This is a genomic window from Burkholderia sp. BCC1208, assembly GCF_902833095.1.
GTDB lineage: Bacteria > Pseudomonadota > Gammaproteobacteria > Burkholderiales > Burkholderiaceae > Burkholderia.
Genome location: NZ_CADFDY010000008.1, coordinates 422,794 through 448,385, shown reverse-complemented (window position 1 = coordinate 448,385; position 25,592 = coordinate 422,794). Strand labels below are relative to the sequence as shown.

The following is a 25,592-nucleotide window of genomic DNA, read 5'->3' as shown; positions in this document are numbered from 1 at the left end:
GACGGTGGCGGCGGCGGTCATGGCGACGGCGGTGGTGGCCACGGCAATGGCGGCGGCCATGGCGACGGTGGCAGCGGCGGTCATGGCGACGGCGATGGTGGTCACGGCAATGGCAGCGGCCATGGCGACGGCGGCACCGGCGGTCACGGCGACGGCGGCGGCGGTCACGGCACCGGCGGTCACGGGAATGGTGGCGGCAACGGCAATGGCAACGGCAGTGGCGGAGCCGGCAATGGCGGCGCCAACGGTCGTGGCAACGGCAACGGTGGCGCTGGCGGTGCCGGCGGTGGAGGCCACGGCAACGCCAGTGGTGGCTCGGGCAACGGCGGCGGGAGCGGCGGGAGCGGCGGAAGCAGCGGCAGCGGCAGCGGCGGCGCTCATGGCACCGGCGGCCACGGCAATGGCGGTGGCAACGGCAACGGCAATGGCAGTGGCGGCGCCGGCAACGGCGGGGCCAATGGCGTCGGCAACGGCCGTGGCGCCGGCAACGGCAATGGCGGCGGTCACGGCAACGGCGGATCGTCCGGCGGCAACCACTGACCCGAAGCGTTGCCCGGCCGAATACGGTCAGAGCATCTCGAGCGCGCGCTTGCTGCGCGGCGGACGGAAATATGCGTCAAGCTGCGCGCGCTCGTCATCGCTCAACACGAAATCGAGCGCGGCGCGGTTGTCGCGCACGTGTTCGATCCGCGACGCCTTCGGAATCGCGAATACACCCGGCTGCGCGAGCACCCATGCCAGTGCGACGCGCGTCACCGACACGCCGCGCAGCCTCGCGATCTCGTCGAGCGGCGAGTGTTTCGGCAGACGCCCGTGATCGACCGGGCTGTACGCCATCGCCGGAATCCGGTGCTCGGCCAGCCACGGCAGCAGGTCGAATTCCGGACCGCGTCGCGCGATGTTGTAGAGAATCTGGTTGGTCGCGCACGCATCGCCGCCCGCCTCGTCGACGAGTTCGGCCATGTCGGCCGTATCGAAGTTGCTCACGCCCCAGTGGCGGATCTTGCCCGCACGTTGCAACGCGTCGAAGCCCTCGACGGTTTCCTCGAGCGGCACCGATCCGCGCCAGTGCAGCAGGTACAGGTCGAGGCGATCGGTACGCAGGCGCTTCAAGCTCGCGTCGCACGCGGCGACGACGCCGCGCCGGCTCGCATGGTGCGGATAGACCTTGCTGACGAGAAACACGTCGTCGCGCAGGCCCGCGAGCGCGTCGCCGACCAGTTCCTCGGTCGCGCCGTCGCCATACATCTCGGCCGTATCGACCAGCGTCATCCCGAGTTCGACGCCCTCGCGCAGCGCGGCGATCTCGTCCGCGCGCCGCGCCGGCCGCTCGCCCATTTCCCAGGTGCCCAAGCCCAGCTTCGGAATCGTCTCGCCGTTCGGCAAAACGACCGTGGCGATCGTGTCTGTCATGCGTTCCTCGTTGCGGATTCGTGGCCGCACACCGCGGCCGAAGCATCGGATACGACGCATCAGTGTAGTCAATCGGTGCGCCCCCGGCCTATTGCACGGCAAAAACCGGCTATAACGGCGCGGCATGATGACTTAGAATGGCCGCAACCTGATCGATACCCATTGTATGAAGGCACCCACGGACGACCGCTGGCAGGACCTGCGCCCCGACCCCGACAACGATACGCCGCTCTACCTGCAGCTCGCCCGCAAGCTCGGCGATGCGATCCACGACAACCGCTGGACGGCCGGCGAAGCGCTGCCTTCCGAGCGTGTGTTGTCCGAAGCGCTCGGCGTGTCGCGCATCACCGCGCGCAAGGCGATCGCGCTGCTCGTCGAGCAAGGCTTGATCCGCCGCACCCAGGGCGCGGGCAACTTCATCCAGCCACGCTACGAGGATCCGCTGTCGCGACTGTCGAGCTTCAGCGAAATGCTCGAGCGCCGCGGCTTCAAACCGAGCTCGCAGTGGCTCGCGCGCGAAATTCAGCCGGCGAACCGCGATGAAGTGATCCAGCTCGGACTGTCGCCGGCCGCATCGGTTACACGCCTGAAACGTCTGCGGCTCGCCGATGGCATCGTGATGGCCGTCGAGAATTCGACGTTCCCCGCAACGCTGATTCCCGATCCCCAGGCGATCGTCGGCTCGCTGTACAGCTATCTCGAAGCGCGCGGCACGCCGATCGTGCGCGCGCTGCAGCATTTCCGCGCGGTCAACGCGACCGACGAGATCGCCGAGCAGATGGGTATCGCCCCGCACGACGCACTCCTGCTGATCACGCGGATCGGCTATACGTCCGACCAGCGCGCGATCGAACTGACCGATACCTACTGCCGCAACGACTACTACGATTTCGTCGTCGAACTGCGCAAGTAACGCGAGCGAGCGTCGCCGGCCCTCATAGCCAGCGCGCGTCGTCGGTGCCGAGCGGCACGGGCGGACGCGCGAACGACGGCGGCGTCGCCGACAACCGTTCGGCCGGCCGCACGGTGTCGAGCACGCCGAACGGCGACGCGATGCGGTCGATCCTGTCCCGCACGTCGGCAAGCGCGAGATCGGGCGCCTGCAGCCCGTCCGGCACGGCGCCGAACGACTGCAGCCAGCGCCCCGTCTGCGCGAGCGACATCCGCACGTGCCAGCTTCCCCCTTCGCGTGCGCGCCGTGCGAGCGCGATCATCGCGCCGAACGCGGCGAGATACCCCGTCGCATGGTCGAGCGCCTGGCACGGCAGATGGCGCGGCCCGCTCGCCCGCGCGGCCTGCTGCTCCTGCCATGCGATTCCGCTCGCCGACTGCACGAGGCTGTCGAAACCGCGCCGCTTCGCCCACGATCCTGCATGCCCGTACGCCGACACCGACACGTAGACGACGCCGGGCCGCCGCGCCGCCAGGGCCTGCGGCGAGAAGCCGCGCGCCGAGAGCGCGCCGGGCCGGTACGACTGCAGAAACACGTCCGCGTCGCGCACCAGCGCGTGCAGCGTATCGACGCCTGCCGCGTCGCGCAGATCGATCCACGTCGAGCGCTTGCCGCGCCCGTTGTCGATTACGAGCGGCGCGATGTTCGGCAGGTGTGGACCATTAACGAGCAGCGTCTGCGCGCCGTGCGACGCCAGCGTGCGGCCCGCGACCGGCCCCGCGATGATGCGCGTGAGATCGAGCACGCGCACGCCGGCCAGCGGCTGGCCGGCTTCGCCGCGGCCGATCGGCTCGGCCGGCGCGTCGCCGATCCGCTCGATCTCGAACAGCGGCAGCGACGCGATCGCGCGCGCCTGCTCGTGAGCCGCCCATTCGTCAGGGGTTCTGATCAATGCCGCGCACAGGCCGGCATCGGCCAGCGCGGTATCGAGTGCCGCGCCGTCCCACGTGCGGATCGCCGCGGCCACGTCGGCGGGCTGCGAGCCGCAGCCGAGCACGCCGAGAATGCCGCGCAGGTGATGCGGGAAATTCGCATGCAACTGAATCCAGCGTCCCTCGCCCGTCTCGAAGAAGCCGGTCACCGGATGGCGCAATTCCGGCGGCGGCCCGTCGTCCACGCGCAGGTAGCGTTCGCTGCGGAACGCCACGAGCGCGTCGCGCACCGACACGTCGATCGATTGCGCGACGCCCGTTCGCAGCCGATGGCATTCGGCTGCCGCGAGCCCGGCTGCGGCGATCGTCGCGGCGGCAAGCGTGCCGACATGAAACGTCGACGGCAACGTCGGGTCCTGCCCGGTCACGGTCGTGCGGGCCAGCGCGTCGCGCTCGCCGTCTGCGAGTTGCCAAAGATGCGCCAATGCGAATTCGGGTGTCATGGTGAAGGAGACGCCGTTGAGGAGACGGAATCGAGTCTAGAATTCGCGACAGGCACGATCAATCTTGATTGCGCGAATCAATACATAACGAATAGTTGTAGCGGGCCCGCGCTTCATGCGCGGCGACAGGAGCAACCGGCATGACATCCGTCAGTGCGCAGGAAGCCGCCGGCATGCTCGGCGTCAGCGTGAGCACCCTCTACGCGTACGTGAGCCGCGGCCTGCTGCGCTCGCTGCCCGATGGCGCCACCAAGCGCCGCCGCTACGACGCGAACGAGGTGCGCCTGCTCGCGCGCCGCCGCGCCGACGCGAAACGCGCGGGCGGTGTCGCCGAACGCTCGCTCGACTGGGGCGTGCCGGTCCTGGAATCGCGGATCACGCAGATCGCCGACGGCCGCCTGCGCTACCGCGGCGCCGATGCGATCGCGCTGGCCGACGCCGCGACACTCGAGGAAACGGCCGCGCGGCTATGGGACTGTCCGCCCGCGCGGCTGGCCGCCACGTCGCTCGCATCGACCGGTTTCGACGCGGCGCAGTGGGACGACTGGGCGCGTCGCTGGGCGCATCTCGCGCCGCTCGAACGGACACTGGTGCTGCTGCCGGCCGCGGCCGCGTCGCTGCCGCGCCGGTGGGCGCAGGGGCGCGACGCCCAGCTCGATGCCGCGGCGCTGCTGCTGCGTATCGCGACGGCCGCGCTCGCCGGCATCGCGCCGGGCGACGCGCCCGTGCACCGCCAGCTCGCGGCAGCGTGGCGCGTGCGGCGGCGCGACGAAGCCGACCTGCTGCGGCGTGCGCTCGTGCTGTGCGCCGATCACGAACTGAATCCGTCGACCTTCGCGGTGCGCTGCATCGCGTCGACCGGCACCCATCTGTTCGGCGCGATCTCGGGTGGGCTCGCGGCGCTGTCGGGACCGCGCCACGGCGGCGAGACGTTCCGCGCCGGCACGCTGCTCGACGAAGCGGCCCGCGCCGCCGATCTCGATCGCTACCTGGCGCTGCGGCTGGCGCACGACGAACGCGCGGACGGCGCCCGCACGGCCCTGTCCGGCTTCGCGCACCCGCTGTATCCCGACGGCGACCCGCGCGCGCGGGCGCTGCTCGATGCGCTGCATGCGGCGGTACCCGACCGCCCAGCGCTGCACATGGCGCGCGCGCTCGCCGCACACGTCGAAGCGGCGACGGGCCTGCGGCCGACGATCGATTTCGCGCTCGCGGTGCTGGAGCGCACGCTCGCGCTGCCCGACGGCGCGGCGTTCACCCTGTTCGCGGCCGGCCGCACGGCCGGCTGGATCGCCCACGCGCTCGAACAATATGCGGACGGCAAGCTGATCCGGCCCCGGGCGCGCTACGTCGGCAGCGACGCACCCGCGTGACGCCGGCCGCCGCGCCACGCGGCGAACGGGCGCCACCATGCGGACGTGCAGCGCTCGGCTGGCGCCGCGAGCGGGCCGAACGCGAACGTCGCGCCGCCCGGCCCGGCGCTGACCCACGCGCGCGTGCCGGGCAGCAACGTCAGCGAGGCGCCCGCGCCCAGCCAGTGATCGTCGGGCCGACCCTCGACGGTCACCCACACGTCGCCTTCGGCCACCTCGAGCAGCGTGCGATCGACGATCCGCCACCGTCCCGCCGGCTCGTCGCCGTCCATCACGTAAAGTCGCAGTTCGCGCATGACGGCCTCCTGGTCGCACGGGTTCAATGGCACCAGTATTTCGGATAGCTGCCGCACACGGACAGATACGGCCGCAGACACTTTTGGCTGAACTGTACCGGCCGCCCGACGGAGACAGGCTTCCGGCGGTCGGGCCGGAACGGCAGGTCGCGGCCGCATGACATCCCGGCCCCAAACTGCACGGCGCGGCGGCTTTCCCTACAATGTCGGCTGTCCCGCGCCACCGCCCCTGCCGTCATGTTCCAACGCCCCCCCGCCGCCGCTCCCGGCGAAAAGAACCTCACCGTGATGCTCTGGCTCGTTGCGACGGGCTTCTTCATGCAGACGCTCGACGCGACGATCGTCAACACGGCGCTGCCGTCGATGGCCGCGAGCCTCGGCGAATCGCCGCTGCGGATGCAATCGGTCGTGATCGCGTACTCGCTGACGATGGCGGTGATGATCCCCGTGTCGGGCTGGCTCGCCGATACGTTCGGTACGCGGCGCGTGTTCTTCAGCGCGATCCTGGTGTTCTCGCTCGGCTCGCTGCTGTGCGCGAACGCCCATACGCTGACGCAGCTCGTCGCGTTCCGCGTCGTGCAGGGCGTCGGCGGCGCGATGCTGCTGCCGGTCGGACGGCTCGCGGTGCTGCGCACGTTCCCGGCCGAGCGCTACCTGCCCGCGCTGTCGTTCGTCGCGATTCCGGGCCTGATCGGCCCGCTGATCGGGCCGACGCTCGGCGGCTGGCTCGTGAAGATCGCGTCGTGGCACTGGATCTTCCTGATCAACGTGCCGGTCGGCGTCGCGGGCTGCATCGCGACCTTCTATTCGATGCCCGATTCGCGCAACCCGGCCGCCGGCCGCTTCGACCTGAAGGGCTATCTGCTGCTGACGATCGGGATGGTCGCGATCTCGCTGTCGCTCGACGGGCTCGCCGATCTCGGCATGCAGCACGCGGCCGTGCTGGTGCTGCTGATCCTGAGCCTCGCGTGCTTCGTCGCGTACGGGCTGTACGCGGTGCGCGCACCGCAGCCGATCTTCTCGCTGGAGTTGTTCAAGATCCACACGTTCAGCGTCGGGCTGCTCGGCAATCTGTTCGCGCGGATCGGCAGCGGCGCGATGCCGTACCTGATTCCGCTGCTGCTGCAGGTGAGCCTCGGCTATTCGGCGTTCGAGGCCGGGCTGATGATGCTGCCGGTCGCGGCGGCCGGCATGTTCTCGAAGCGGATCATCACGCGCCTGATCACGCAGCACGGCTACCGCAAGGTGCTGCTCGCGAACACGATCATGGTCGGCGTGATGATGGCGAGCTTCGCCCTGATGCGCGACACGGTGCCGGTGTGGGTGAAGGTCGTGCATCTCGCGCTGTTCGGCGGCTTCAACTCGATGCAGTTCACCGCGATGAACACGCTGACGCTGAAGGATCTCGGCACCGGCGGCGCGAGCAGCGGCAACAGCCTCTTCTCGCTCGTGCAGATGCTGTCGATGAGCCTCGGCGTCACGGTCGCCGGCGCGCTGCTCGCGACGTTCACCGGCATGCTGCGCACCGTGACGCCGAGCAACACGCTGCCGGCGTTCCATGCGACGTTCATCTGCGTCGGGATCATCACGGCCGCGTCCGCGTGGATCTTCGCGCAGCTCGCGCCCGAGATCCGCAGCACAGCGCGCAAGACCGACCCGTCCGAGCGCGCGTGACGCGCGGTGCGCGCCGAATCGGGCGCGCGCGCACCATCGCGGTGCAACGCGGCGCGGCGCGCGTGCGCGAGCCGGCCGCGACGAGCGGCCGCGCGCGGCGCCCCGCCGTGCATGCTTCTTGCTGGCCTATTCTGTGGGTAAACTGGCAATCTTCCTTCGGCCGACATCATGAGCATGATCGAAATCGATCCCCCCGGCTTTCAGCCGCCCCGCCCGGTCGCCGGCGACGACGGGAACCGGCGCACCGTGCTGTACGGCGGCTACACGGTGTTCAGCGTGTTCCAGCCCGTTTTCTCGGTGTCGCACCGGCGCGCGATCGGCTATCACGCGTCGCTGCGCGCGCACGACGAGGAAAGCCGTCAGGTGGCGTCGCACGAGGTATTCACGCAGGCGGCGCGGCGCGGCGACCTGCTCGAGCTCGGCCGGCTCGCCGAATCGCTGCATCTCGGTAACTTCCACGCGTTCGACAGCCACGACGAATGGCTCTTCCTGAGCCTGCATCCGGCCGCGCTGATGGACACAATCTACGGCGACGCGCTGCTCGCGAACCTGAAGGCGCTCGGGCTGCCGCCGCACCGCGTGGTGCTCGAGGTGCCCGAGCAGGCCGGCGGCGAAACGCCGCGCTATGCGGCGATCATCGACGGCCTGCGCAAGGCCGGCTTCCTGATCGCGCTCGTCGGGTTCGGCGCGAAGCATTCGAACGTCGATCGCGTATGGCATCTGCATCCCGACATCGTCACGCTCGACCGCGGCATCCTCGCGCAGGCGAGCGAGCACTCGCATCTCGAACGCGTGCTGCCGGGGCTCGTGTCGCTGCTGCACGAATCCGGGCAGCTCGTGCTGATGGGCGGGCTCACGACCGAACGCGACGCACTGATCGCGCTCGAATGCGACGTCGATTTCGTGCAGGGCCAGTACTTTGCGGGGCCGAGCGTCGATCCCGTGCAGCCGCAGGCCGCCGCGGGCTGCATGGATACGCTGTCGGCCGCGCTGCGGCTGCGCGTCGCGCAGCGCGAGCGCACGCAGGCGGAACGGCTCGCGCCGTACGTCGCCGCGCTGGAGGAAGCGAGCCGCAAGCTCGGCGCGGGCGAATCGCTCACCGATGCGGCCGCCGCCGTGCTCGGGCTGCCCGAGACCGCGCGCTGCTTCCTGCTCGACGCGTCGGGCCGCCAGATCGGCGACAACGTGCTCGCGCGCGGCAGCGTGTCGCAACGCGCGAAGCGCTTCCGGCCGCTGCTGCATTCCGAGGGCGCGAGCTGGGAACGCCGCCCGTATTTCATCGACGCGATGCGCGCGCCGGGCGGCGTGCATCTGACGCCGCCCTACCTGTCGATCAACGAGGCGCACCTGTGCGTGACCGCGTCGATCGCCGCACCTGCCGCGACGGGCATGCAGGTGCTCTGCGTCGACATCAACTGGGAAGCGGCGCTCAACCGCGACTGAACCCGATAGCGCGCCGCGTTCACGCGTCGCCGCCCGCCTTGCGCACGATCAGCCGGTGCACGCGCTTGCCGGACGACGCGCTGACGACTTCGTGTTCGTCGATCACGTGCACGCCGGCGCCCAGCGCCGCATGCATCCGCGCCGAGTCGAGCGGCGTATAGAGGCGGCCGCGCTCGTCGCGCAACACGCCGTTTCCGGCCACCCGCCAGCTCAGGTACAACGTGCCGCCCGGCATCAGCAGATCGGCCAGCCGCGCGGCGGCCGCGGCTGCGTCCGCCTGTTCGAGATGCATGACGACCGTTTCGCACAGCACGTTGCGAAACGCGCCGGACGGTACGCCGGCCAGCGCCGGCAACGCGGCCAGCTCGAAAACCAGACCCCGATGGCGCCGCCGCGCCTCGTCGAGCAGCGCGGCGCTCGCGTCGTAGCCGCGCACGTCGAAGCCGCGCGACGCGAGCCAGGCCGTGTCGCGCCCCGCGCCGCAACCGACGTCGGCGGTCAGCCCCGGCGAGAAATGCTGTTCGAGCAGCGCGTACATGTCGTCGGGTGCGGCCTGGTCGAGCCAGTCCTGTGCGAATTGCGCCGCATGCGCATCGTAGGCATCGAGAGTTGGGCGATCCACCATGGCGATTGCTCCGCAAAGGCGCGTCGTATGACGCACTCCGCATCTTAGCCGTTGCGCACGGCCCGTGGCGACGGCGGATGGTGCGACGCCGGCCTACCCAGCCTACCCGGCCGGCACGTGGCCCGCGTGCGGCACCTGCGCGGACAGATCGGCCCACAGTGCATCGCCTCGCCACGCCGGGCGCGCCGCCGCGCTTTCAGCGTCGTGGACGAGCACGCAGAGTCGCGCATTGACCGGCGCCGACGCACCGAAGCGCCCGGCCAGCCGCACGATTTCACCGTTGATCCAGTCGACTTCGGTCGCGCGGCCCGCCGCGAGATCGTCGGACATCGACGATCTCGCCAACGGATCGATCGCCAGCATCCGGCCGCCGAGCACCCGAAAAGCCGCATCGGGCAGATCGAGCACGGCCGGGATCCACGCGGCCGGCAGCGGCGTCAACCGCGCGGGCCGGAGCGCGGCCCGCGCCAGCCAGTGCAGCGCCTCGCGCTGGACCAATGCGACGCAGCGCCGGTACGTGCGTTGGGCGAGTTCGTCGCGCAGCGGCAGGTTCGCGAGCGCATTGATCGGATTGTTCAGGTTGAGCAGCAGCTTCGCCCACTGTACGGCGCGCATGTCGCGATGCAGCACGAGCGGCAATCCGGCGCGCGCGAACATGCCGGTGAACGGCTGCAGCGCCGGCGCCGCCTCGGCCGCGAGCGTGCCGGCCGAACCCTGGTGAAACGCGCCGGGCCCGCGCTCGATCACGTTGAACGGCACCATGCCGGCCAGCACGGTTGCTTGCGGCAACGCGTCGCGCAGCGTGTCGGCATGGTGCAGGCCGTTCTGGAAGCTGATCACGATGGTGCCGGGCCGCAGCACGCCGGCCAGCTGCGCGGCGGCCTCGCGCGTGGCGCCCGACTTCACCGCGACGAGCACGAGCCGTGCGTCGGCCGCCGAGGCCGGATCGGTCGCGAATCCGACATCGGCCGGCGCGAGCGCCGCGCGATAGCCGCGCCGATCGGTCAGCGTGAGCCCGTGCCGATGAATCGCGTCGCCGATCCGCGCGCGGCCGACGAGCGTCACATCCGCGCCGCCCGCCGCGAGGCGGCCGCCGAGATAGCAGCCGAGCGCCCCCGCGCCGAACACGCAGACCGGCCCGGCCGGCCCGTCAGACATGCGAATGCGGGCCCCCATGCACGGGGCCCGCGCGCCGCTCGACTTCGCGGCGCACGTCGCTGCGCAGCCCCGCGAAGAACGCGACCTCGGCGACGACGAACAGCGGCCCGACGATCAGGCCGACCAGATCGTCGACGAACGCGGGCTTGCGGCCTTCGAACCAGTGCCCGACGAACTGCACGATCCAGCCGACGACGAACGCGCCGACGCCGATCGCGAGCCACTGCGCGGTCGGCAGCCGCGCCAGCGACTGCGCGGCCCACAGGCCGAGCGCGAGCAGCACGGCCATCACGATCCCGAACCGCAGGTCGAGACGCAGGTAGAACACCGCGGACACGACGACGAGCAGCAGCGCCGGCGACAACGCGATGCCGGCCAGCGCCCCGATCGCCGGCCGCGACAGCAACACCTCGACCGCGAACACGATCATCGGGATGCCGACCAGATGCGTCGCGATGTTGCGCGCGTCGCGATGGTAGGCCGCATACTGGGAAAGATGGTCTTCGAGGGTCTTCATCGCGTCTCCTGATCGGTTATTGAGCGCTATGATGCGCGTCACGCCCGAGAACCTCTGTCAGCTACCCGACATCGCGTGCCCATGCCTTCCTCGCTCGCCCCGTACCTGCCGCAGATCGAAGCGAACCCGTGGTTCGCCGCGCTGCCGCCCGCGCTGCGCGCGGAGCTGATCGCCCGCGCGACGCTGCGCCGTCTGCCGTCCGGCCACGCGCTGTTCCGGCGCGGCGACCCGCCGTGCGGGCTGTACGCGGTACTGGCCGGTTCACTCACGATAGGTGCGGTCGATCCGCAGGGCAAGGAAGCGCTGCTGACGGTGGCCGAACCCGTCACGTGGTTCGGCGAGATCGCGTTGTTCGACGGCCAGCCGCGCACGCACGACGCCATTGCACTCGACGACGCGCTGCTGCTGCACGTACCGCAGGCCGCGCTGCTCGCGATCCTCGATACGACGCCGCAATACTGGCGGCAGTTCGCGCTGCTGATGGCGCAAAAGCTGCGCCTGAGCTTCCTGACCGTCGAGTCGATGAGCGTGATGCCGGCCGCGCAGCGGCTCGCCGCGCGACTGCTGATGATCGCCGAAGGCTACGGCGGCATCAGCGCCGGGCGCACGCACGTCCGGCTGTCGCAGGAAACGCTCGCGTCGATGCTGTCGCTGACGCGGCAGACCACCAACCAGTTGCTGAAGGCGCTGCAGGCCGACGGCGTCGTGCGGCTGCACGTCGGCGAGATCGAACTCGTGGACATCGACGCGTTGCGCCGCGCGAGCGGGCTCGGCGACGGCACGCACTGAACGCCGCATAACGGCCGCTATCGGTCTTTATCCACCGCGACGCGCTGCCCGCAGCCGCCGCGATGCGCTATCGTGGCGGCTCGTTCCATCCGTCGCGCGCACCGCCCCTTGAACACGTCGACCCTCCCCGCCCCCGCCCGTCACCCGTGGCCCGTATTCATCGCGTTCCTGCGGCTCGGCCTGACGTCGTTCGGGGGGCCGGTCGCGCATCTCGGCTACTTTCGCGCGGAATTCGTCACGCGGCGCGGCTGGCTCACCGAGCGCACTTATGCGGATCTCGTCGGGCTGTGCCAGTTCCTGCCGGGGCCGGCGAGCAGCCAGGTCGGGATGGCGATCGGTCTCGCGCGTGCCGGCTATGCCGGCATGTTCGCCGCGTGGCTCGGTTTCACGCTGCCGTCGGCGCTGCTGATGATGCTGTTCGCACTCGGCGTGCATGCTACGGGCGCGCCGATCGAAGCCGGCGCACTGCACGGGCTGCGCATCGTGTCGGTCGCGGTGATCGCGCAGGCCGTGTGGGGCATGGCGCGCACGCTGTGCCCGGATGCGCGGCGCGTCACGCTGATGGCCGCGGCCGCGTGCGTCGCGCTGCTCGCGCCGGCCGCCTGGACGCAGGTCGCGGTGATCGTCGTGGCCGCAGCGGCCGGTCTCGTGCTGCTGCCGCAACCGGCGCGCGACGCGCATGAACCGTTGCCGCTGCACGTGTCGCCGCGGGCAGGCGTGCTGTGGCTCGCGGTGTTCGCGGCGCTGCTCGTCGCCGTGCCGTTCGCGGCCCACGCACTGCGCTCCGATACGCTCGCCGTCGTCGATGCGTTCTTCCGCACCGGTGCGCTCGTGTTCGGCGGCGGCCATGTGGTGCTGCCGCTGCTGCAGGCGGCGGTGGTCGCACCCGGCTGGGTCGGCGATTCGGCGTTTCTCGCCGGGTATGGGGTCGCGCAGGCCGTACCGGGGCCGCTGTTCACGTTCTCCGCCTTCCTCGGAGCGTCGCTGCGCGATGCGCCGAACGGCTGGCTCGGCGGCACGATCGCACTCGTGTCGATCTTCGCGCCGTCGTTCCTGCTCATCGCCGGCACCGCACCGTTCTGGGAACGCCTGCGCCGCAGCACGCGGATGCAGGCCGCGCTCGCCGGCGTGAATGCGGCCGTCGTCGGGCTGCTGCTCGCCGCGCTCTATCACCCGGTCTGGACCGACACGATCGTCGCGCCGCGCGACCTGGCCGCCGCACTGGTCGCCTTCGTCGCGCTGGTGTTCTGGCGCGTGCCGCCGTGGGCAGTCGTGATCGCGAGCGCGGCGCTCGGCTGGCTGTTCGGCATGGTGGGCTGAACCGGCGAACGCGGCACGTTCGGGCCGCGCAAAAACAAAAAGCCCTCGGAAACGAGGGCTTTTTTCGATGCCGCGCGCGCCGTGGCGGCGCGCAGGCGCCGGACTTACGCGAAGTTCTTCGCTGCGAAGTCCCAGTTCACGATGTTCCAGAACGCTTCGACGAACTTCGGACGTGCGTTGCGGTAGTCGATGTAGTACGCGTGTTCCCACACGTCGATCGTCAGCAGTGCCTTGTCGGCGGTCGTCAGCGGCGTGGCGGCGTTGCTCGTCGACACGATGTCGAGCGAACCGTCGGCCTTCTTCACGAGCCATGCCCAGCCCGAACCGAACGTGCCGACCGCGGCCTTCGTGAACGCTTCCTTGAATGCGTCGTACGAACCCCACTTCGCGTTGATCGCATCGCCCAGCGCGCCCGTCGGTGCGCCGCCGCCGTTCGGCGACAGGCTGTTCCAGAAGAACGTGTGGTTCCAGATTTGCGCGGCGTTGTTGAAGATGCCGCCCGACGACTTCTTCACGATCTCTTCCAGCGGCAGGTTTTCGAATTCCGTGCCCGGGATCAGATTGTTCAGGTTCGTCACATAAGCCTGATGGTGCTTGCCGTAGTGGTACTGGATCGTCTCGGCCGAGATGGTCGGCGCGAGTGCGTCTTCGGCGTACGGGAGCGGCGGGAGCGTATGAGCCATGGCGATTCCTTCGTTGAGTATGTAGGGGGGCTTGTGTTGAATGCTGCCGAGCGTCCGATTGTAGGCGAGGACGAATAACCCCGCAAACTCACGGGCCATTTATCCGCGGTATGCGGAAAAGCGATGCTGGCGCAACGTCCGGCAGGACGAACCCGACGATGCGCAGCATTCGTGCCCGGCCGCGCTGCACGCGTGGCGACGTTCCTCGCGTGTCGCTCGCGCCGCTTACGTCAGATCGTATCGGTCAGCCGCGGCTGCACGTCGGCGAGCGACACGTCGGCCGAGCCTTCGGCGAGATGCACGGTCAGGCGCCGCTGCGGCTTCAGCGCGTTCGGCGCGCGCACCGCGCGGCCCGTCTGCGCATCGATCAGCGCCGCATAGCCGCGCTCGAGCGTGCGCTGCGGGCTCAGCACCTCGAGCCGTGCCGCACAGGCTGACACACGTGCCGTGTCGCGTTCATGACGGCGCTCCAATGCGCTCGCGAGACGTTGCGACAGCCCCGCGAGCACGTGGCGCGCCTGTGACGGATCGGGCCGCGCGCGCTGCCAGCGCAGCTGCGCGAGCGCGAAACGGGCTCGTGCATCGCGCACCGGCCGCGACGCCGCCGACGCCAGCCGCACCGCGAGCTGCTCGACGTGCGTGCGCTGCCGCTGCAGCCGCTCGGTCGGGCTCACGAGCCGGCGTGCGAGCCAGTCGAGCTGCTGCGCACGCTGTTCGAGCCGGCGCGCCATGCAGCGCGCGAGCGCCCGCTGGCGGTCGTCGACCTCGCGCAGCAGCAGCGCGCGCTGCGGGCTCGCGAGTTCGGCCGCGCCCGTCGGCGTCGGCGCGCGCAGGTCGGCCGCGAAATCCGCGATCGTGAAGTCGGTTTCGTGCCCGACGCCGCTGACGACCGGCAGTTCGCTCGCCGCGATCGCGCGCGCCAGCGCCTCGTCGTTGAACGACCACAAATCCTCGATCGAGCCGCCGCCGCGACAGACCAGCAGCACGTCGACCTCGCGCCGCGCATTTGCGGTCGCGACGGCCGCGACGAGCTTTTCGGCGGAACCGGCGCCCTGCACGGGGGCCGGATAGACGATCACGGGAATGTGCGGCGCGCGCCGGGCGAGCGTGGTCAGCACGTCGCGCAGCGCGGCGGCCTGCAGCGACGTGACGATGCCGATCGCGCGCGGGTGGGCCGGCAACGGCCGCTTGCGCTCGGCGGCGAACAGGCCCTCGCCTTCGAGCTGCGCCTTCAGCCGCAGGAACGCCTCGTACAGGCGCCCCTGCCCGGTGCGCCGCACGGCTTCGACGTTGAGCTGCACTTCGCCGCGCGGCTCGTACATCGTGACGACCGCGCGCACCTCGATGCGGTCGCCTTCGCGCGGCGTGAATTCGGCGTATTGCGCGCGACCGCGGAACATCACGCAGCGCATCTGCGCCTGCTGGTCCTTGATCGAGAAATACCAGTGGCCGCTCGCGGCGCGCGTGAAATTCGACACTTCGCCGGAAATCCACAGCAGCGGGAACGAACGCTCGAGCATCGTCGAAATCGCACGATTGAGCGCCGAAACGGGAATCACTTCGTCGCCGCCGCGCGTGGCGCCGGGTGCGGAAAAAGGGGAATCGGAAAGCATGGGCGGTCGGATGAATGCTGGCGGCGTCACGATAGTCCGACACGCGAGCCGCGTCCAGCGCCGCCGCATTCGCCGCCGCGCACGCAAAGGTGTCCACATGCTGACATTCGTCCGCGTAAAACGGTCCGAAACCGCAAAAAACACCAGACAATTCTCCGTAACGCATTGATTTTTATAATTTTTTAAACCTTTCGAAACGATTCTCATCCGATTCGATGCCCGCCGGGCGGGCGTTTGAGGCAATCGACCGGGGAGTTTTTCACAGAGTTATCCACAGGCCGCCCCGATCCGGCCCCGCGAGCGGCGGCGGCCGGTCGCGCTTGCCGCGCCGGCGTGCGGCGCGCTAGAGTGCCGCCTTCCACGGACCCTGCGGCATGCGCCGCCCAACGGAGAATCCGCCTTGACGAATCCGTCCCTCGCCGCGGCGCACCACGCGCCGCGCCCGGCCCGATGAGCGCGCCCGGCGGCCCGCTCGCGCGACTCGAAGCGCGCCTGACACGCGAATGGCAGCGGCGCGGCGCGCTCGCGTGGGCGCTCACGCCGTTCGCATGCGTGTTCGGCCTGTGCGCGGCGCTGCGCCGCACCGCTTACGCGCAAGGCTGGAAGCAGCCGGTCGACGTCGGCGTGCCGGTGGTCGTGGTCGGCAACGTGACCGTGGGCGGCACCGGCAAGACGCCGACCGTGATCGCGCTCGTCGACGCGCTGCGCGCGGCCGGCTTCACGCCCGGCGTCGTGTCGCGCGGCTATGGCGCGAACGTGAAGGCGCCGACCGCCGTCACGCCGGCGTCGCGGGCGGACGCGGCCGGCGACGAACCGCTGCTGATCGCGCGCCGCACCGGCGCGCCCGTGTGGGTGTGCCCGGACCGCGTCGCGACCGCGCAGGCGCTACGCGCCGCCCATCCGGACGTCGACGTGATCGTCAGCGACGACGGCCTGCAGCATTACCGTCTCGCGCGTACCGTCGAACTCGTCGTATTCGACCACCGGCTCGGCGGCAACGGCTTCCTGCTGCCGGCCGGCCCGCTGCGCGAGCCGCTGTCGCGGCACCGCGACGCCACGCTCGTCAACGATCCGTACAGCGGCGCGCTGCCGCCGTGGCCCGACACCTATGCGCTCGCGCTGACGCCGGGCGCCGCGTGGCATCTCGATCAGCCCGCGCTGCGCCGCCCGCTGTCGCAATTCGCGAACGAACGTGTGCTCGCCGCGGCCGGCATCGGCGCGCCGGAACGCTTCTTCGCGACGCTGCGCGCGGCCGGCCTCGCGCCGGCGACCCGCGCGCTGCCCGACCATTACGCGTTCGCCGACAATCCGTTCGTCGACGATGCCGTCGATGCGATCCTGATCACCGAGAAGGATGCAGTAAAATTGGGCGCTTCCTGGCGCGACGCCCGACTGTGGGTTGTCCCCGTCGAAGCCGCGCTCGACCCTCGCCTCATTGCCCTCGTTGTGGAGAAACTCCGTGGACGCTCGCCTGCTTGAAATCATTGTGTGCCCTATCTGCAAAGGCCCGCTCCACTACGACCGTGCCGCGCAGGAGCTGATCTGCAACGCGGACAAGCTCGCCTACCCGATCCGCGACGGCATCCCCGTGATGCTCGTCGACGAAGCGCGCCAGACCGTCGAAGGCACGCCGGTCGACCCGGCCGGCCGCTGAACCGCCGCGCCGCTCGCCCGGCGCACCGATTCGACACCGACGGCCCGGCCCCGGCCGGGTCGCCGCACTCCGCCGGGCGACCGGCTTCCGGCGTCGCCCGCCCCGTCCTTCCCAGCACTCCCCGATGACTCACCCGCCACCCTTCATCGCCGTCATTCCCGCCCGGCTCGCGTCGACGCGGCTCCCGAACAAGCCGCTCGCCGATCTCGGCGGCAAGCCGATGGTCGTGCGTGTCGCCGAGCGCGCGCGCGAGGCGGGCGCGCAGCAGGTGCTCGTCGCCTCCGACGCGCAGAGCGTGCTCGACGCGGCGCGCGATCACGGCTTCGAAGCGGTGCTCACCCGCGCCGATCATCCGTCCGGCACCGACCGGCTCGCGGAAGTCGCGGCGGCCTTCGGCTGGCGCGACGACACCGTCGTCGTCAACGTACAGGGCGACGAGCCGCTGATCGACCCCGTGCTCGTGCGCGACGTAGCGTCGCACCTGGCCGCGCATCCGGCGTGCGCGATCGCGACCGCGGCTCACCCGATCCACGATGCGGCCGACGTGTTCAACCCGAACGTCGTGAAGGTCGCGCTCGACGCGCAGAGCGTCGCGCTGTACTTCTCGCGCGCGCCGATTCCGTGGAGCCGCGACGCGTACCAGCCGCACTGGCCGGACGTCGCGACCATGCCTGCACCGGCTTTCCCGGTCTACCGGCACATCGGCCTCTATGCGTATCGCGCGCGTTTCCTGCGCACCTATCCGTCGCTCGCGCAGGCGCCGATCGAACAGGCCGAGCAGCTCGAACAGCTGCGCGCGCTGTGGCACGGCGAGCGCATCGCGGTGCTGATCACCGAGTCCGCGCCCGAAGCCGGCATCGACACGCCGGCCGATCTCGCGCGCGTGCAGGCCCTTTTTCAGCCGGGCTCAAAATAACCCGTGGCATAATCAGGCGATTGTGCGAGCCGTCCGCGACCAGCGCGTCCTCGCTTGACCCCACCCGTGGCCCTGCCGGCAGCCGCGCGTCGCCCTGGCCGACGCGCCGCATCAGACCGGTCCGCCTCGCGCCGGGCAAGCCCCGCGCCCGCCGTCGCCGACGCCTTTATGTCTCGCCTCACGAATCTACATACTTGGAGATATCACCATGCGTTTGATCCTGTTGGGCGCGCCCGGCGCGGGAAAGGGCACCCAGGCAAACTTCATCAAGGAAAAATTCGGCATCCCGCAAATCTCGACGGGCGACATGCTGCGCGCGGCCGTGAAGGCCGGCACGCCGCTCGGCGTCGAGGCGAAGGGCTACATGGACGCCGGCAAGCTCGTGCCGGATGCGCTGATCATCGGCCTCGTCAAGGAACGCCTGAAGGAATCCGATTGCGCGAACGGCTATCTGTTCGACGGCTTCCCGCGCACGATCGCGCAGGCTGACGCGATGAAGGAAGCCGGCGTCGCGATCGACTACGTGCTCGAGATCGACGTCCCGTTCTCGGAAATCATCGAACGCATGAGCGGCCGCCGCACGCACCCGGCATCGGGGCGCACGTACCACGTCAAGTTCAACCCGCCGAAGGTCGAAGGCCACGACGACGTGACGGGCGAACCGCTGATCCAGCGCGACGACGACAAGGAAGAAACCGTCAAAAAGCGTCTCGAGGTGTACGAAGCGCAGACCAAGCCCCTGATCACGTACTACGGCGACTGGGCGCAGCGCGGCGAGGAAAACGGCCTGAAGGCGCCGCAGTATCGCAAGATCTCGGGCCTCGGCAGCGTCGACGAAATCCGCGAGCGCGCGTTTGGCGCACTGAAGTAAGCAGCACGTCGCGCCCCCGCAAGCCGCCCGCTCCGGGCGGTTTTTTTTCGCCTGCTGCGATTGGCACGGCCGTGCGCGTGTCCGCGTGATGACGGTCGCGCCCGGCCTGTTCGAGACGCTGATGCTGCTCGGCGTGCTCCCGGACGCGCTCGGCGCGATGGTGCCGTTCCCGCCGCGGCTCGGCAAGCCGGCCGAATACGCGATGCGGGTGCGCCAGATCGTCGAGAATCCGATGCTCGACGGCGCGGTCCGGATGCAGTCGAAGTAACGGCACGCGCGCAAGAAAAACGCCCGCGATGCGGGCGTGCGTTCTTTCCGTGTACCGGCACCGGCGCGCGGGCGACTCAATCCTCGCCGTCGCGCTGCATCCGCTGCCGCAATTCGCTGACCTGCGACTCGACGACGGTCGCGTCTTCCGCCTCCGGCCGCTCGCCGAGATACTGCTCGAGATCCTCGAGCGCGGGACGCAGGTAGTCGAGCCGCGCATACGCGAAGCCGCGGTCGCGCACTTCGTCGAGCTGCTCGGGCAACAGGATCACGAGCCGCTGCTGCACCGCGAGCAGCCGCTGCCAGCGTTCCGTCTGCAGATAGACCGTCTTCAGGTTGCGCAGCATCCGCGCGATGATCTCGCGGCTCGTCGCGGGCTGCAGCAGCGCGCGCAACGCGCTGTCGACCGCACCGGCCGCACGCGCGACGTACGGCTCGAGCATCTCGACCATCTCGGCTTCGGACAGCGAATGGCCGTTGGTCGGATCGATGATCAGGTCGCCGTCCGGCAGCGTCACGCGCAGCAGGAAATGGCCGGGGAACGAGACGCCGCGCGCCGGCACGCCGATCTGCTCGGCGAGCTCCAGGTACAGCACCGACAGCGAGATCGGGATCCCGCGCCGCCGTTTCAGCACGGCGTTCAGGTGGCTGTTATCGGGGTCGTAGTAATCGTTGTGATTGCACGCGAAACCGAGCTCGCGGAAGAAGAAGTCGTTCAGCGCGGCGACACGGCCCTTGAGGTCCGTATCGTCGGCGAGCCGCCGGCGCAGCCGCGCCGCCAGCATGTCGAGTTCGGCCAGCGTGCCCTGCAGGTCGAGGTCGGGATACGCGTCCTGCGCCAGCGACAGCGCCGCTTCCGTGACGGGCAGACTGTCGTCGTCCGCCACGAGCGTGCTGAAGTAGTCGAGGACGCGGGTCATTGCGGTCGTCACTTGGCGCGCCTTCTGAAGTAAGCGTATTTGAAGCCCATCACCCACAACATACCGAAATATAGTGCAGCAAACAGCACGAGGCACGCAGCCATCAGCGCAATGCGATCGAGCGGCTGCGCGCGCATCCCGGTCCAGTCGAAACTGATCGCGCACCAGTGCATCAGGCCCGCGAGCACGAGCGCCGCGCCGACGAGCTGCACGAAGAAGCGCAGCCAGCCCGGCGAAGGCTGGTAAATGCCGCGCTTGCGCAGCCCGAGGAACAGCAGCAGCGAGTTCAGGCACGCACCGACGCCGATGCTCAGCGTAAGGCCCGCGTGGCCGATCAGCGGCACGAACACGTAGTTCGAGAGCTGCGTGACGATCAGCACGCCGATCGCGATCTTCACGGGCGTCTTGATGTCCTGCTTCGCATAGAAGCCCGGCGCGAGGATCTTGATCAGGATGATGCCGACGAGGCCGATCCCGTAGGTGGCGAGCGCGCGCGCGACCATCGTGACGGTATGCGCGTCGAACTTGCCGTAGTTGAACAGCGTCGCGGTGAGCGGCGTCGCGAAGAAAAACAGCGCGAGCGCGCTCGGCGCCGCGAGCAGGAACGTGACGCGCAGCCCCCAGTCGAGCAGCGCCGAATATTCGTGCGAATCGGCGTCGACGTGCGCCTTCGACAGGCTCGGCAGCAGGATCGTGCCGAGCGCGACGCCGAGCAGCGCCGTCGGGAATTCCATCAGGCGGTCGGCGTAATTGATCCACGACACGGCGCCCTGCCCGAGCCGCGACGCGATGTTGGTGTTGATGATCAGCGACAATTGCGCGACGGACACCGCGAACGTCGCGGGCACCATCTTCGCGAGCACGCGCTTCACGCCCGGATGACGCAGCGCGCGCAGCGGGTTGAGGCCGATCAGCGGCACCATGTCGATCTTCTTCAGGCCCGGCAGCTGCACGAGAAACTGCAGCACGCCGCCGACGATGACGGCCCACGCGAGCGCGTAGACCGGCACCTTCAGGTGCGGCGCGACGAACACGGCCGCGCCGATGAACGCGACGTTGAGCAGCACCGGCGCGAACGCGGGCAGCGAGAAGCTCTTGTACGTGTTCAGCACGCCCGAGGCGAGCGTGGTCAGCGAAATGAACACGATGTACGGGAACATGATCCGCGTCATCGTGACCGCGAGCGGGAACGCCTGGCCGTCGCTGTGCAGGCCGGAGGCGACCGCGAACACGACCCACGACGCGCCGGCGATGCCGATGACCGACAGCACGGCCAGCGCCCACGCGAGCACGGTGGACATCGCGTCGACGAGCGCCTTCGTCGCATCGTGCCCCTGCTGGTTCTTGAACTCGGCGAGGATCGGCACGAACGCCTGCGAGAACGCGCCTTCGGCGGACAGGCGGCGCAGCAGGTTCGGGATACGGAAGGCGACGTAGAACGCGTCGGTGTATTGACTGGCGCCGAACGCACGGGCGATCAGCGTCTCGCGGGCCAGTCCGGTCACGCGCGACAGCAGCGTGAAGCCGCTGACCGTCAGCAGGGCTCGGAATAGATTCATGGGGCGCTTATTATACGGACGTTGCGCGACCCGGCATGGCCGGATGCCGAAAAGCGCACCCGCCGCACCGGCCCGGCATGCCATGATGACGCCAAACTTGCCACGCGCTTGATTTTGTTGCTATAATCCGCCGTTTCTGGGCTTGCCACATGCGTTGCGCCTGACGTTTCCATGTGTCGGCTCCGGTAAAATCACCGTTTTTTATGCGCCCCTGGGCAATCGCTCTCAGGGGACGGATCGAAAAGCAGCGCTTGGCCGTCTAGGCTCCAAGCTCTGGAAACAGGACAGGATAAGGAACCGTCATGGCTAACTCCGCACAAGCACGCAAGCGCGCCCGCCAAGCCGCGAAGGCAAATTCGCACAACTCGGCGCTGCGCTCGAAATTCCGTACCGCGATCAAGGCTGTTCGCAAGGCTGTCGACGCCGGCGACCAAGCCAAGGCTGCCGATCTGTTCAAGGCTGCCGTGAAGACGATCGACACGATCGCCGACAAGAAGATCGTTCACAAGAACAAGGCCGCTCGCAGCAAGAGCCGCCTGGCCGCAGCCGTCAAGGGCCTGCAGGCAGCAGCGTAAATCTGGTGCGCCCGCTCGCGCGGGCGCTCCTGTTTCCTGCGATCGCAAAAAAACCCGCTTACGCGGGTTTTTTTGTTGCCTGTCGCCTGCGTATCACGCGCGGTGGCGGCATGTGCCCGGGCCGGTGCGGCACGCGCCCTCGCCCGTCGGCATGACTTACTTCTTCGTGTTGTAGTCCGGCAGCTCGCACGCCTCGGTCACGACGAGGTTGTTGTCCTTCGCGAAATTCAGCACGAAATCGAAAGCCATCGGTTCGATGTCGCGCAACCGCGAATCGAGGATCACGCATTTCAGGTCGCCGAGCATCGTCGGGCGCACGTACAGCGAATACTTGAGACGCGCATTCGGCCCGCTGGCCCCCGGCCCGAAGCAGGCCATCACACCGGCCAGACGTTCCGACCAGTCGCTCGGGCGAAACTTTTTCCCGTCTTTCGTGATGCCCTGGATGAAAAATTCGGTCGGAGGGGTTTCAGCCATGTGGTTACCCAAGTGACGGCCCGGCGATGCCCAGGCAACGGCGCCTGGGTACGCGAACACAAAGCTGGAGGGTCGGCGGCACGAGCCAATCGATATCCCGAAAACGGGGCGTCGATGCGCGCCGCCGGTGGGCTGCACCGGATTTGTGCAGCGCACGGCTTGTGTCCGGCAGAGCGCGAAAAGCCTTGCCTGCCGGGCTGGAGAAAACTTTTGAATTATACCGCAGCGCGCCATCGCGCGTCGTCCCGACGCCCCCTTTCCGGCACCGCCGGTCGCGCGCGACGATCCCGCTCCGCGTCGCGCCACGGCTCGTCAAAGCACGGAAAATCCTTTATGCTGCTTTGAGTTATCCACACCCGACGGCGGCGCCGTCCGGCCTCGCTGCCGGGTGAGACCCGCCGTATTTCGTTTCATGACCGCCAAAACCATTCGTCACTACCTGCAGTTCAAGGATTTCTCGCTGGAAGACTACGAGTACGTGCTCGAACGCACGGGTATCCTGAAGCGCAAGTTCAAGAACTACGAGACCTATCACCCGCTGCACGACCGCACGCTCGCGATGATCTTCGAGAAGAGCTCGACGCGCACGCGCCTGTCGTTCGAGGCCGGGATCTTCCAGCTCGGCGGCCACGCCGTCTTCATGAGCACGCGCGATACGCAACTCGGCCGCGGCGAACCCGTCGAGGATTCCGCGCAGGTCATCTCGCGCATGGTCGACATCATCATGATCCGCACGTTCGAGCAGGACGTGATCACACGCTTCGCGCAGAACTCCCGCGTCCCGGTGATCAACGGCCTGACCAACGACTACCACCCTTGCCAGGTGCTCGCCGACATCTTCACGTACTACGAACACCGCGGCCCGATCGCCGGCAAGACCGTCGCGTGGGTCGGCGACGCGAACAACATGCTGTACACGTGGATCGAAGCCGCGCAGATCCTCGGCTTCAAGCTGCGCCTGTCGACGCCGCCCGGCTATGCGCTCGACATGAAGCTCGTGTCGCCCGACAGCGCGCCGTTCTACGAGGTATTCGACGATCCGAACGAAGCGTGCAAGGGCGCCGATCTCGTGACGACCGACGTGTGGACGAGCATGGGTTTCGAGGCCGAGAACGAGGCGCGCAAGCAGGCATTCGCCGACTGGTGCGTCGACGAGGAAATGATGGGCCATGCTAATCCGGATGCCCTCTTCATGCATTGCCTGCCCGCGCACCGCGGCGAGGAGGTGACGGCCGGCGTGATCGACGGCCCGCAGAGCGTCGTGTGGGACGAAGCGGAAAACCGCCTGCACGTGCAGAAGGCGCTGATGGAGTTCCTGCTGCTCGGCCGCCTCAAGCACTGACGCGCCGCAACGCACACGCGTAAAAAAAGCGCCGGTCGACGATCGGCGCTTTCCGTTTGGATGCGCCAAAACCGGCGCGCGCGGCGTTACAGGCAGACCGGTTCGGCCTCCAGCTCGACGCCGAACCGCGCGCGCACGTCGGTCTGGATCGCCCGCGCCAGCGCAAGCACGTCGGCGCCGGTCGCGCCGCCGCGATTGACGAGCACGAGCGCCTGGCGATCGTGCACGGCCGCCGCCCCGAGTGCGCGCCCCTTCCAGCCGCAGCGGTCGATCAGCCAGCCGGCCGCGAGCTTCACGTGCCCGTCCGGCTGCGGATACGACACGACATCCGGCGCGCGGGCGCGCAGCGCATCGAACTGCGCGGCATCGATCACCGGATTCTTGAAGAAACTGCCCGCATTGCCGAGCACCAGCGGATCGGGCAGCTTCGCGCGGCGGATCGCGACGACCGCATCGAACACGTCGCGCGGCGTCGCCGCATCGGGCGCGATGCCGCGCGCGTCGAGCTCGCGCGTGACGTCCGCGTAGCCGAGCCGCGGCGCCCATCGCTTCGGCAGCCGGAACGTCACCGCGACGATCGCGAACCGGCCGCGCCCTTCCCGCTTGAAGAAACTGTCGCGATAGCCGAACGCGCAGCGCGCGGCGTCGAAACGCTCGCGGCGCCCCGTCGCCAGCTCGACCGCGACCAGCGAATCGAAATACACCTTCATCTCGAGGCCGTACGCGCCGATGTTCTGGATCGGCGCGGCGCCGACGGTGCCCGGGATCAGCGCGAGATTCTCGAGGCCCGGCATCCCGTGCTCGAGCGTCCACGCGACGAACGCGTGCCAGTTCTCGCCGCCGCCGGCCTCGACGTACCACGCCTCGCCGTCCTCGCGCACGACGCGGCGGCCCGCGATCTCGTCGAGCAGCACGACGCCGTCGAAATCGCGCGTGAACACGATATTGCTGCCGCCGCCGAGCACGAGCCGCGGCAGGTTCGCGACCCGCGGGTCGCGATGCAGCGCCTCGAACTGGGCCGCCTGCGTGACGCGCGCGGCGAAGCGCGCGCGCGCGGCAATGCCGAACGTGTTGTGCGCGGCGAGCGGATGGTCGGGAAGCAGCGACAGGGCGGAATCGTCAGGAGGCATCGGCATTCGCGGTCACGTCGGCCCGGGCGGCGCATGGCCGGCCTTGGGCAAACGGAGGGGCATCGGTAAAATGGCAAACAGTCCGCAATTATAGCGAGTGCCCGCGCGCGAGCCGGGTGCCCGCATCTCAAGGGAGAATGCCATGCCATCGTTCGACGTCGTTTCCGAAGCGAACATGATCGAAGTGAAGAACGCCATCGAGCAGTCGAACAAGGAAATTTCGACGCGCTTCGACTTCAAGGGCTCCGACGCACGCGTCGAGCAGAAGGAACGCGAGCTGACGCTGTTCGCCGACGACGATTTCAAGCTCGGCCAGGTCAAGGACGTGCTGATCGGCAAGCTGGCCAAGCGCAACGTCGACGTGCGCTTCCTCGACTACGGCAAGGTCGAGAAGATCGGCGGCGACAAGGTCAAGCAGATCGTCACCGTGAAGAAAGGCGTGACGGGCGACCTCGCGAAGAAGATCGTGCGCCTCGTGAAGGACAGCAAGATCAAGGTGCAGGCGAGCATCCAGGGCGACGCGGTGCGCATATCGGGCACGAAGCGCGACGACCTGCAGAGCACGATCGCGATGCTGCGCAAGGACGTGACCGACACGCCCCTCGACTTCAACAACTTCCGCGACTGATCGGCCGCCGGCCAAGTCGCGT

General features: G+C 69.1%; 26 protein-coding genes and 1 pseudogene. 14 read left to right on the top strand and 13 right to left on the bottom strand.

Translation table 11 applies throughout. The features are described from left to right. Together HWX09_RS33865 and HWX09_RS21430 are read right to left on the bottom strand one after the other, a co-directional pair. The coding region (locus HWX09_RS33865; RefSeq protein WP_175888593.1) for a hypothetical protein at positions 1 to 507 on the bottom strand (507 nt) is incomplete at its 3' end. Positions 508 to 567: 60 nt separating this feature from the next. Beyond that, on the bottom strand, positions 568 to 1,413 hold the full coding sequence (locus HWX09_RS21430) for an aldo/keto reductase (protein ID WP_027785222.1): 846 nt from the start codon (positions 1,411 to 1,413) through the stop codon (positions 568 to 570). 166 nt (positions 1,414 to 1,579) lie between these two features. Between HWX09_RS21430 and HWX09_RS21425 the strand changes: the two genes are divergently transcribed. Next, positions 1,580 to 2,326: a GntR family transcriptional regulator gene (locus HWX09_RS21425; protein ID WP_006489667.1), complete on the top strand. Its 747-nt coding sequence runs from the start codon at positions 1,580 to 1,582 to the stop codon at positions 2,324 to 2,326. 22 nt (positions 2,327 to 2,348) lie between these two features. Here HWX09_RS21425 and HWX09_RS21420 read toward each other — a convergent pair whose 3' ends face one another. Continuing rightward, the gene (locus tag HWX09_RS21420) at positions 2,349 to 3,740 is read right to left on the bottom strand and encodes a CoA transferase (RefSeq protein ID WP_027785223.1); all 1,392 of its coding nucleotides are present in this window, start codon (positions 3,738 to 3,740) and stop codon (positions 2,349 to 2,351) included. Positions 3,741 to 3,880: 140 nt separating this feature from the next. Between HWX09_RS21420 and HWX09_RS21415 the strand changes: the two genes are divergently transcribed. Next, positions 3,881 to 5,113 carry a citrate/2-methylcitrate synthase gene (locus HWX09_RS21415; protein WP_027785224.1) on the top strand — a complete coding sequence of 411 codons (1,233 nt, stop codon included), beginning with the start codon at positions 3,881 to 3,883 and terminating at the stop codon, positions 5,111 to 5,113. On the opposite strand, the gene HWX09_RS21410 is transcribed toward HWX09_RS21415, so the two are convergent. Then, positions 5,086 to 5,409 carry a DUF2917 domain-containing protein gene (locus HWX09_RS21410; protein ID WP_027785225.1) on the bottom strand — a complete coding sequence of 108 codons (324 nt, stop codon included), beginning with the start codon at positions 5,407 to 5,409 and terminating at the stop codon, positions 5,086 to 5,088. The two genes, HWX09_RS21415 and HWX09_RS21410, sit on opposite strands and share 28 nt — an antisense overlap. A gap of 237 nt (positions 5,410 to 5,646) precedes the next feature. Here HWX09_RS21410 and mdtD point away from each other — a divergent pair, with 237 nt between their 5' ends. Together mdtD and HWX09_RS21400 are read left to right on the top strand one after the other, a co-directional pair. After that, the gene (gene mdtD / locus HWX09_RS21405; protein ID WP_011694373.1) at positions 5,647 to 7,083 is read left to right on the top strand and encodes a multidrug transporter subunit MdtD; all 1,437 of its coding nucleotides are present in this window, start codon (positions 5,647 to 5,649) and stop codon (positions 7,081 to 7,083) included. Between the two features lie 168 nt (positions 7,084 to 7,251). Further along, positions 7,252 to 8,526, top strand: coding sequence for an EAL domain-containing protein (locus tag HWX09_RS21400; RefSeq protein ID WP_027785226.1), 1,275 nt, complete (start codon positions 7,252 to 7,254; stop codon positions 8,524 to 8,526). 19 nt (positions 8,527 to 8,545) lie between these two features. Here the strand turns inward: HWX09_RS21400 and HWX09_RS21395 are convergent, their stop codons facing one another. The 3 genes from HWX09_RS21395 to HWX09_RS21385 all read right to left on the bottom strand — a co-directional run bounded on the left by HWX09_RS21395 (position 8,546) and on the right by HWX09_RS21385 (position 10,826). Further along, positions 8,546 to 9,151, bottom strand: coding sequence for a methyltransferase domain-containing protein (locus HWX09_RS21395; protein WP_027785227.1), 606 nt, complete (start codon positions 9,149 to 9,151; stop codon positions 8,546 to 8,548). Between the two features lie 102 nt (positions 9,152 to 9,253). Then, positions 9,254 to 10,309 (bottom strand): 2-dehydropantoate 2-reductase, encoded by a 1,056-nt coding sequence (locus HWX09_RS21390; protein ID WP_027785228.1) that lies wholly within the window; start codon positions 10,307 to 10,309, stop codon positions 9,254 to 9,256. Further along, a complete protein-coding gene (locus HWX09_RS21385) occupies positions 10,302 to 10,826 on the bottom strand; it encodes an Mpo1-like protein (RefSeq protein ID WP_027785229.1) in 525 nt (174 codons plus the stop codon). The genes HWX09_RS21390 and HWX09_RS21385 overlap by 8 nt, the downstream gene beginning before the upstream one ends. Positions 10,827 to 10,907: 81 nt before the next feature. On the opposite strand from HWX09_RS21385, the gene HWX09_RS21380 reads away from it, so the two are divergent. Further along, positions 10,908 to 11,615 (top strand): Crp/Fnr family transcriptional regulator, encoded by a 708-nt coding sequence (locus HWX09_RS21380; RefSeq protein ID WP_027785230.1) that lies wholly within the window; start codon positions 10,908 to 10,910, stop codon positions 11,613 to 11,615. A 108-nt stretch (positions 11,616 to 11,723) separates the two neighbouring features. Continuing rightward, on the top strand, positions 11,724 to 12,935 hold the full coding sequence (gene chrA / locus HWX09_RS21375; RefSeq protein ID WP_027785231.1) for a chromate efflux transporter: 1,212 nt from the start codon (positions 11,724 to 11,726) through the stop codon (positions 12,933 to 12,935). A 104-nt stretch (positions 12,936 to 13,039) separates the two neighbouring features. On the opposite strand, the gene sodB is transcribed toward chrA, so the two are convergent. Both sodB and xseA read right to left on the bottom strand, forming a co-directional pair. Continuing rightward, positions 13,040 to 13,618 carry a superoxide dismutase [Fe] gene (sodB, locus tag HWX09_RS21370; RefSeq protein WP_027785232.1) on the bottom strand — a complete coding sequence of 193 codons (579 nt, stop codon included), beginning with the start codon at positions 13,616 to 13,618 and terminating at the stop codon, positions 13,040 to 13,042. 230 nt (positions 13,619 to 13,848) lie between these two features. Further along, positions 13,849 to 15,231, bottom strand: a complete 1,383-nt coding sequence (gene xseA / locus HWX09_RS21365; protein WP_027785233.1) for an exodeoxyribonuclease VII large subunit — start codon at positions 15,229 to 15,231, stop codon at positions 13,849 to 13,851. 450 nt (positions 15,232 to 15,681) lie between these two features. Here xseA and lpxK point away from each other — a divergent pair, with 450 nt between their 5' ends. The 5 genes and pseudogenes from lpxK to HWX09_RS21340 form a co-directional block, all read left to right on the top strand. Beyond that, positions 15,682 to 16,710, top strand: coding sequence for a tetraacyldisaccharide 4'-kinase (gene lpxK / locus HWX09_RS21360; protein WP_027785234.1), 1,029 nt, complete (start codon positions 15,682 to 15,684; stop codon positions 16,708 to 16,710). Continuing rightward, positions 16,691 to 16,885 (top strand): Trm112 family protein, encoded by a 195-nt coding sequence (locus tag HWX09_RS21355; RefSeq protein ID WP_006482216.1) that lies wholly within the window; start codon positions 16,691 to 16,693, stop codon positions 16,883 to 16,885. The genes lpxK and HWX09_RS21355 overlap by 20 nt, the downstream gene beginning before the upstream one ends. A gap of 124 nt (positions 16,886 to 17,009) precedes the next feature. Continuing rightward, a complete protein-coding gene (gene kdsB, locus HWX09_RS21350; RefSeq protein ID WP_027785235.1) occupies positions 17,010 to 17,801 on the top strand; it encodes a 3-deoxy-manno-octulosonate cytidylyltransferase in 792 nt (263 codons plus the stop codon). 208 nt (positions 17,802 to 18,009) lie between these two features. Then, the gene (gene adk / locus HWX09_RS21345; RefSeq protein WP_027785236.1) at positions 18,010 to 18,672 is read left to right on the top strand and encodes an adenylate kinase; all 663 of its coding nucleotides are present in this window, start codon (positions 18,010 to 18,012) and stop codon (positions 18,670 to 18,672) included. Between the two features lie 79 nt (positions 18,673 to 18,751). Beyond that, positions 18,752 to 18,940: pseudogene (locus tag HWX09_RS21340) on the top strand (3-hydroxyacyl-CoA dehydrogenase); the annotation flags it as partial. Positions 18,941 to 19,016: 76 nt separating this feature from the next. Here HWX09_RS21340 and HWX09_RS21335 read toward each other — a convergent pair. Continuing rightward, a complete protein-coding gene (locus tag HWX09_RS21335; protein WP_027785238.1) occupies positions 19,017 to 19,859 on the bottom strand; it encodes a SirB1 family protein in 843 nt (280 codons plus the stop codon). An 8-nt stretch (positions 19,860 to 19,867) separates the two neighbouring features. Then, a complete protein-coding gene (murJ, locus tag HWX09_RS21330; protein ID WP_027785239.1) occupies positions 19,868 to 21,418 on the bottom strand; it encodes a murein biosynthesis integral membrane protein MurJ in 1,551 nt (516 codons plus the stop codon). A 302-nt stretch (positions 21,419 to 21,720) separates the two neighbouring features. Here murJ and rpsT point away from each other — a divergent pair, with 302 nt between their 5' ends. Then, complete coding sequence (rpsT, locus tag HWX09_RS21325) at positions 21,721 to 21,993, top strand: 30S ribosomal protein S20 (protein WP_011352994.1); 273 nt, start codon at positions 21,721 to 21,723, stop codon at positions 21,991 to 21,993. Between the two features lie 156 nt (positions 21,994 to 22,149). On the opposite strand, the gene HWX09_RS21320 is transcribed toward rpsT, so the two are convergent. Continuing rightward, positions 22,150 to 22,470, bottom strand: a complete 321-nt coding sequence (locus HWX09_RS21320) for a DUF3579 domain-containing protein (protein WP_011546046.1) — start codon at positions 22,468 to 22,470, stop codon at positions 22,150 to 22,152. A gap of 412 nt (positions 22,471 to 22,882) precedes the next feature. Here HWX09_RS21320 and argF point away from each other — a divergent pair, with 412 nt between their 5' ends. After that, the gene (argF, locus tag HWX09_RS21315) at positions 22,883 to 23,812 is read left to right on the top strand and encodes an ornithine carbamoyltransferase (RefSeq protein WP_027785240.1); all 930 of its coding nucleotides are present in this window, start codon (positions 22,883 to 22,885) and stop codon (positions 23,810 to 23,812) included. An 86-nt stretch (positions 23,813 to 23,898) separates the two neighbouring features. Here the strand turns inward: argF and murB are convergent, their stop codons facing one another. Next, on the bottom strand, positions 23,899 to 24,948 hold the full coding sequence (murB, locus tag HWX09_RS21310; RefSeq protein ID WP_027785241.1) for a UDP-N-acetylmuramate dehydrogenase: 1,050 nt from the start codon (positions 24,946 to 24,948) through the stop codon (positions 23,899 to 23,901). Positions 24,949 to 25,084: 136 nt separating this feature from the next. Here murB and HWX09_RS21305 point away from each other — a divergent pair, with 136 nt between their 5' ends. Continuing rightward, positions 25,085 to 25,570 (top strand): YajQ family cyclic di-GMP-binding protein, encoded by a 486-nt coding sequence (locus HWX09_RS21305; RefSeq protein WP_006482217.1) that lies wholly within the window; start codon positions 25,085 to 25,087, stop codon positions 25,568 to 25,570. Positions 25,571 to 25,592: the final 22 nt, after the last annotated feature.

Excerpts from the sequence above, each read along its gene's own strand:
- murB (WP_027785241.1), bottom strand. The coding sequence starts at position 24,948 with ATGCCGATGCCTCCTGACGATTCCGCCCTGTCGCTGCTTCCCGACCAT.
- murJ (WP_027785239.1), bottom strand. The coding sequence starts at position 21,418 with ATGAATCTATTCCGAGCCCTGCTGACGGTCAGCGGCTTCACGCTGCTG.
- rpsT (WP_011352994.1), top strand. The coding sequence starts at position 21,721 with ATGGCTAACTCCGCACAAGCACGCAAGCGCGCCCGCCAAGCCGCGAAG.
- lpxK (WP_027785234.1), top strand. The coding sequence starts at position 15,682 with ATGAGCGCGCCCGGCGGCCCGCTCGCGCGACTCGAAGCGCGCCTGACA.
- HWX09_RS21410 (WP_027785225.1), bottom strand. The coding sequence starts at position 5,409 with ATGCGCGAACTGCGACTTTACGTGATGGACGGCGACGAGCCGGCGGGA.
- HWX09_RS21380 (WP_027785230.1), top strand. The coding sequence starts at position 10,908 with ATGCCTTCCTCGCTCGCCCCGTACCTGCCGCAGATCGAAGCGAACCCG.
- mdtD (WP_011694373.1), top strand. The coding sequence starts at position 5,647 with ATGTTCCAACGCCCCCCCGCCGCCGCTCCCGGCGAAAAGAACCTCACC.
- HWX09_RS21305 (WP_006482217.1), top strand. The coding sequence starts at position 25,085 with ATGCCATCGTTCGACGTCGTTTCCGAAGCGAACATGATCGAAGTGAAG.
- HWX09_RS21425 (WP_006489667.1), top strand. The coding sequence starts at position 1,580 with ATGAAGGCACCCACGGACGACCGCTGGCAGGACCTGCGCCCCGACCCC.
- sodB (WP_027785232.1), bottom strand. The coding sequence starts at position 13,618 with ATGGCTCATACGCTCCCGCCGCTCCCGTACGCCGAAGACGCACTCGCG.
- HWX09_RS21420 (WP_027785223.1), bottom strand. The coding sequence starts at position 3,740 with ATGACACCCGAATTCGCATTGGCGCATCTTTGGCAACTCGCAGACGGC.
- kdsB (WP_027785235.1), top strand. The coding sequence starts at position 17,010 with ATGACTCACCCGCCACCCTTCATCGCCGTCATTCCCGCCCGGCTCGCG.
- HWX09_RS21335 (WP_027785238.1), bottom strand. The coding sequence starts at position 19,859 with ATGACCCGCGTCCTCGACTACTTCAGCACGCTCGTGGCGGACGACGAC.
- HWX09_RS21400 (WP_027785226.1), top strand. The coding sequence starts at position 7,252 with ATGAGCATGATCGAAATCGATCCCCCCGGCTTTCAGCCGCCCCGCCCG.
- HWX09_RS21395 (WP_027785227.1), bottom strand. The coding sequence starts at position 9,151 with ATGGTGGATCGCCCAACTCTCGATGCCTACGATGCGCATGCGGCGCAA.
- HWX09_RS21390 (WP_027785228.1), bottom strand. The coding sequence starts at position 10,309 with ATGTCTGACGGGCCGGCCGGGCCGGTCTGCGTGTTCGGCGCGGGGGCG.
- HWX09_RS21415 (WP_027785224.1), top strand. The coding sequence starts at position 3,881 with ATGACATCCGTCAGTGCGCAGGAAGCCGCCGGCATGCTCGGCGTCAGC.
- xseA (WP_027785233.1), bottom strand. The coding sequence starts at position 15,231 with ATGCTTTCCGATTCCCCTTTTTCCGCACCCGGCGCCACGCGCGGCGGC.
- adk (WP_027785236.1), top strand. The coding sequence starts at position 18,010 with ATGCGTTTGATCCTGTTGGGCGCGCCCGGCGCGGGAAAGGGCACCCAG.
- HWX09_RS21320 (WP_011546046.1), bottom strand. The coding sequence starts at position 22,470 with ATGGCTGAAACCCCTCCGACCGAATTTTTCATCCAGGGCATCACGAAA.
- HWX09_RS21385 (WP_027785229.1), bottom strand. The coding sequence starts at position 10,826 with ATGAAGACCCTCGAAGACCATCTTTCCCAGTATGCGGCCTACCATCGC.
- HWX09_RS21430 (WP_027785222.1), bottom strand. The coding sequence starts at position 1,413 with ATGACAGACACGATCGCCACGGTCGTTTTGCCGAACGGCGAGACGATT.
- argF (WP_027785240.1), top strand. The coding sequence starts at position 22,883 with ATGACCGCCAAAACCATTCGTCACTACCTGCAGTTCAAGGATTTCTCG.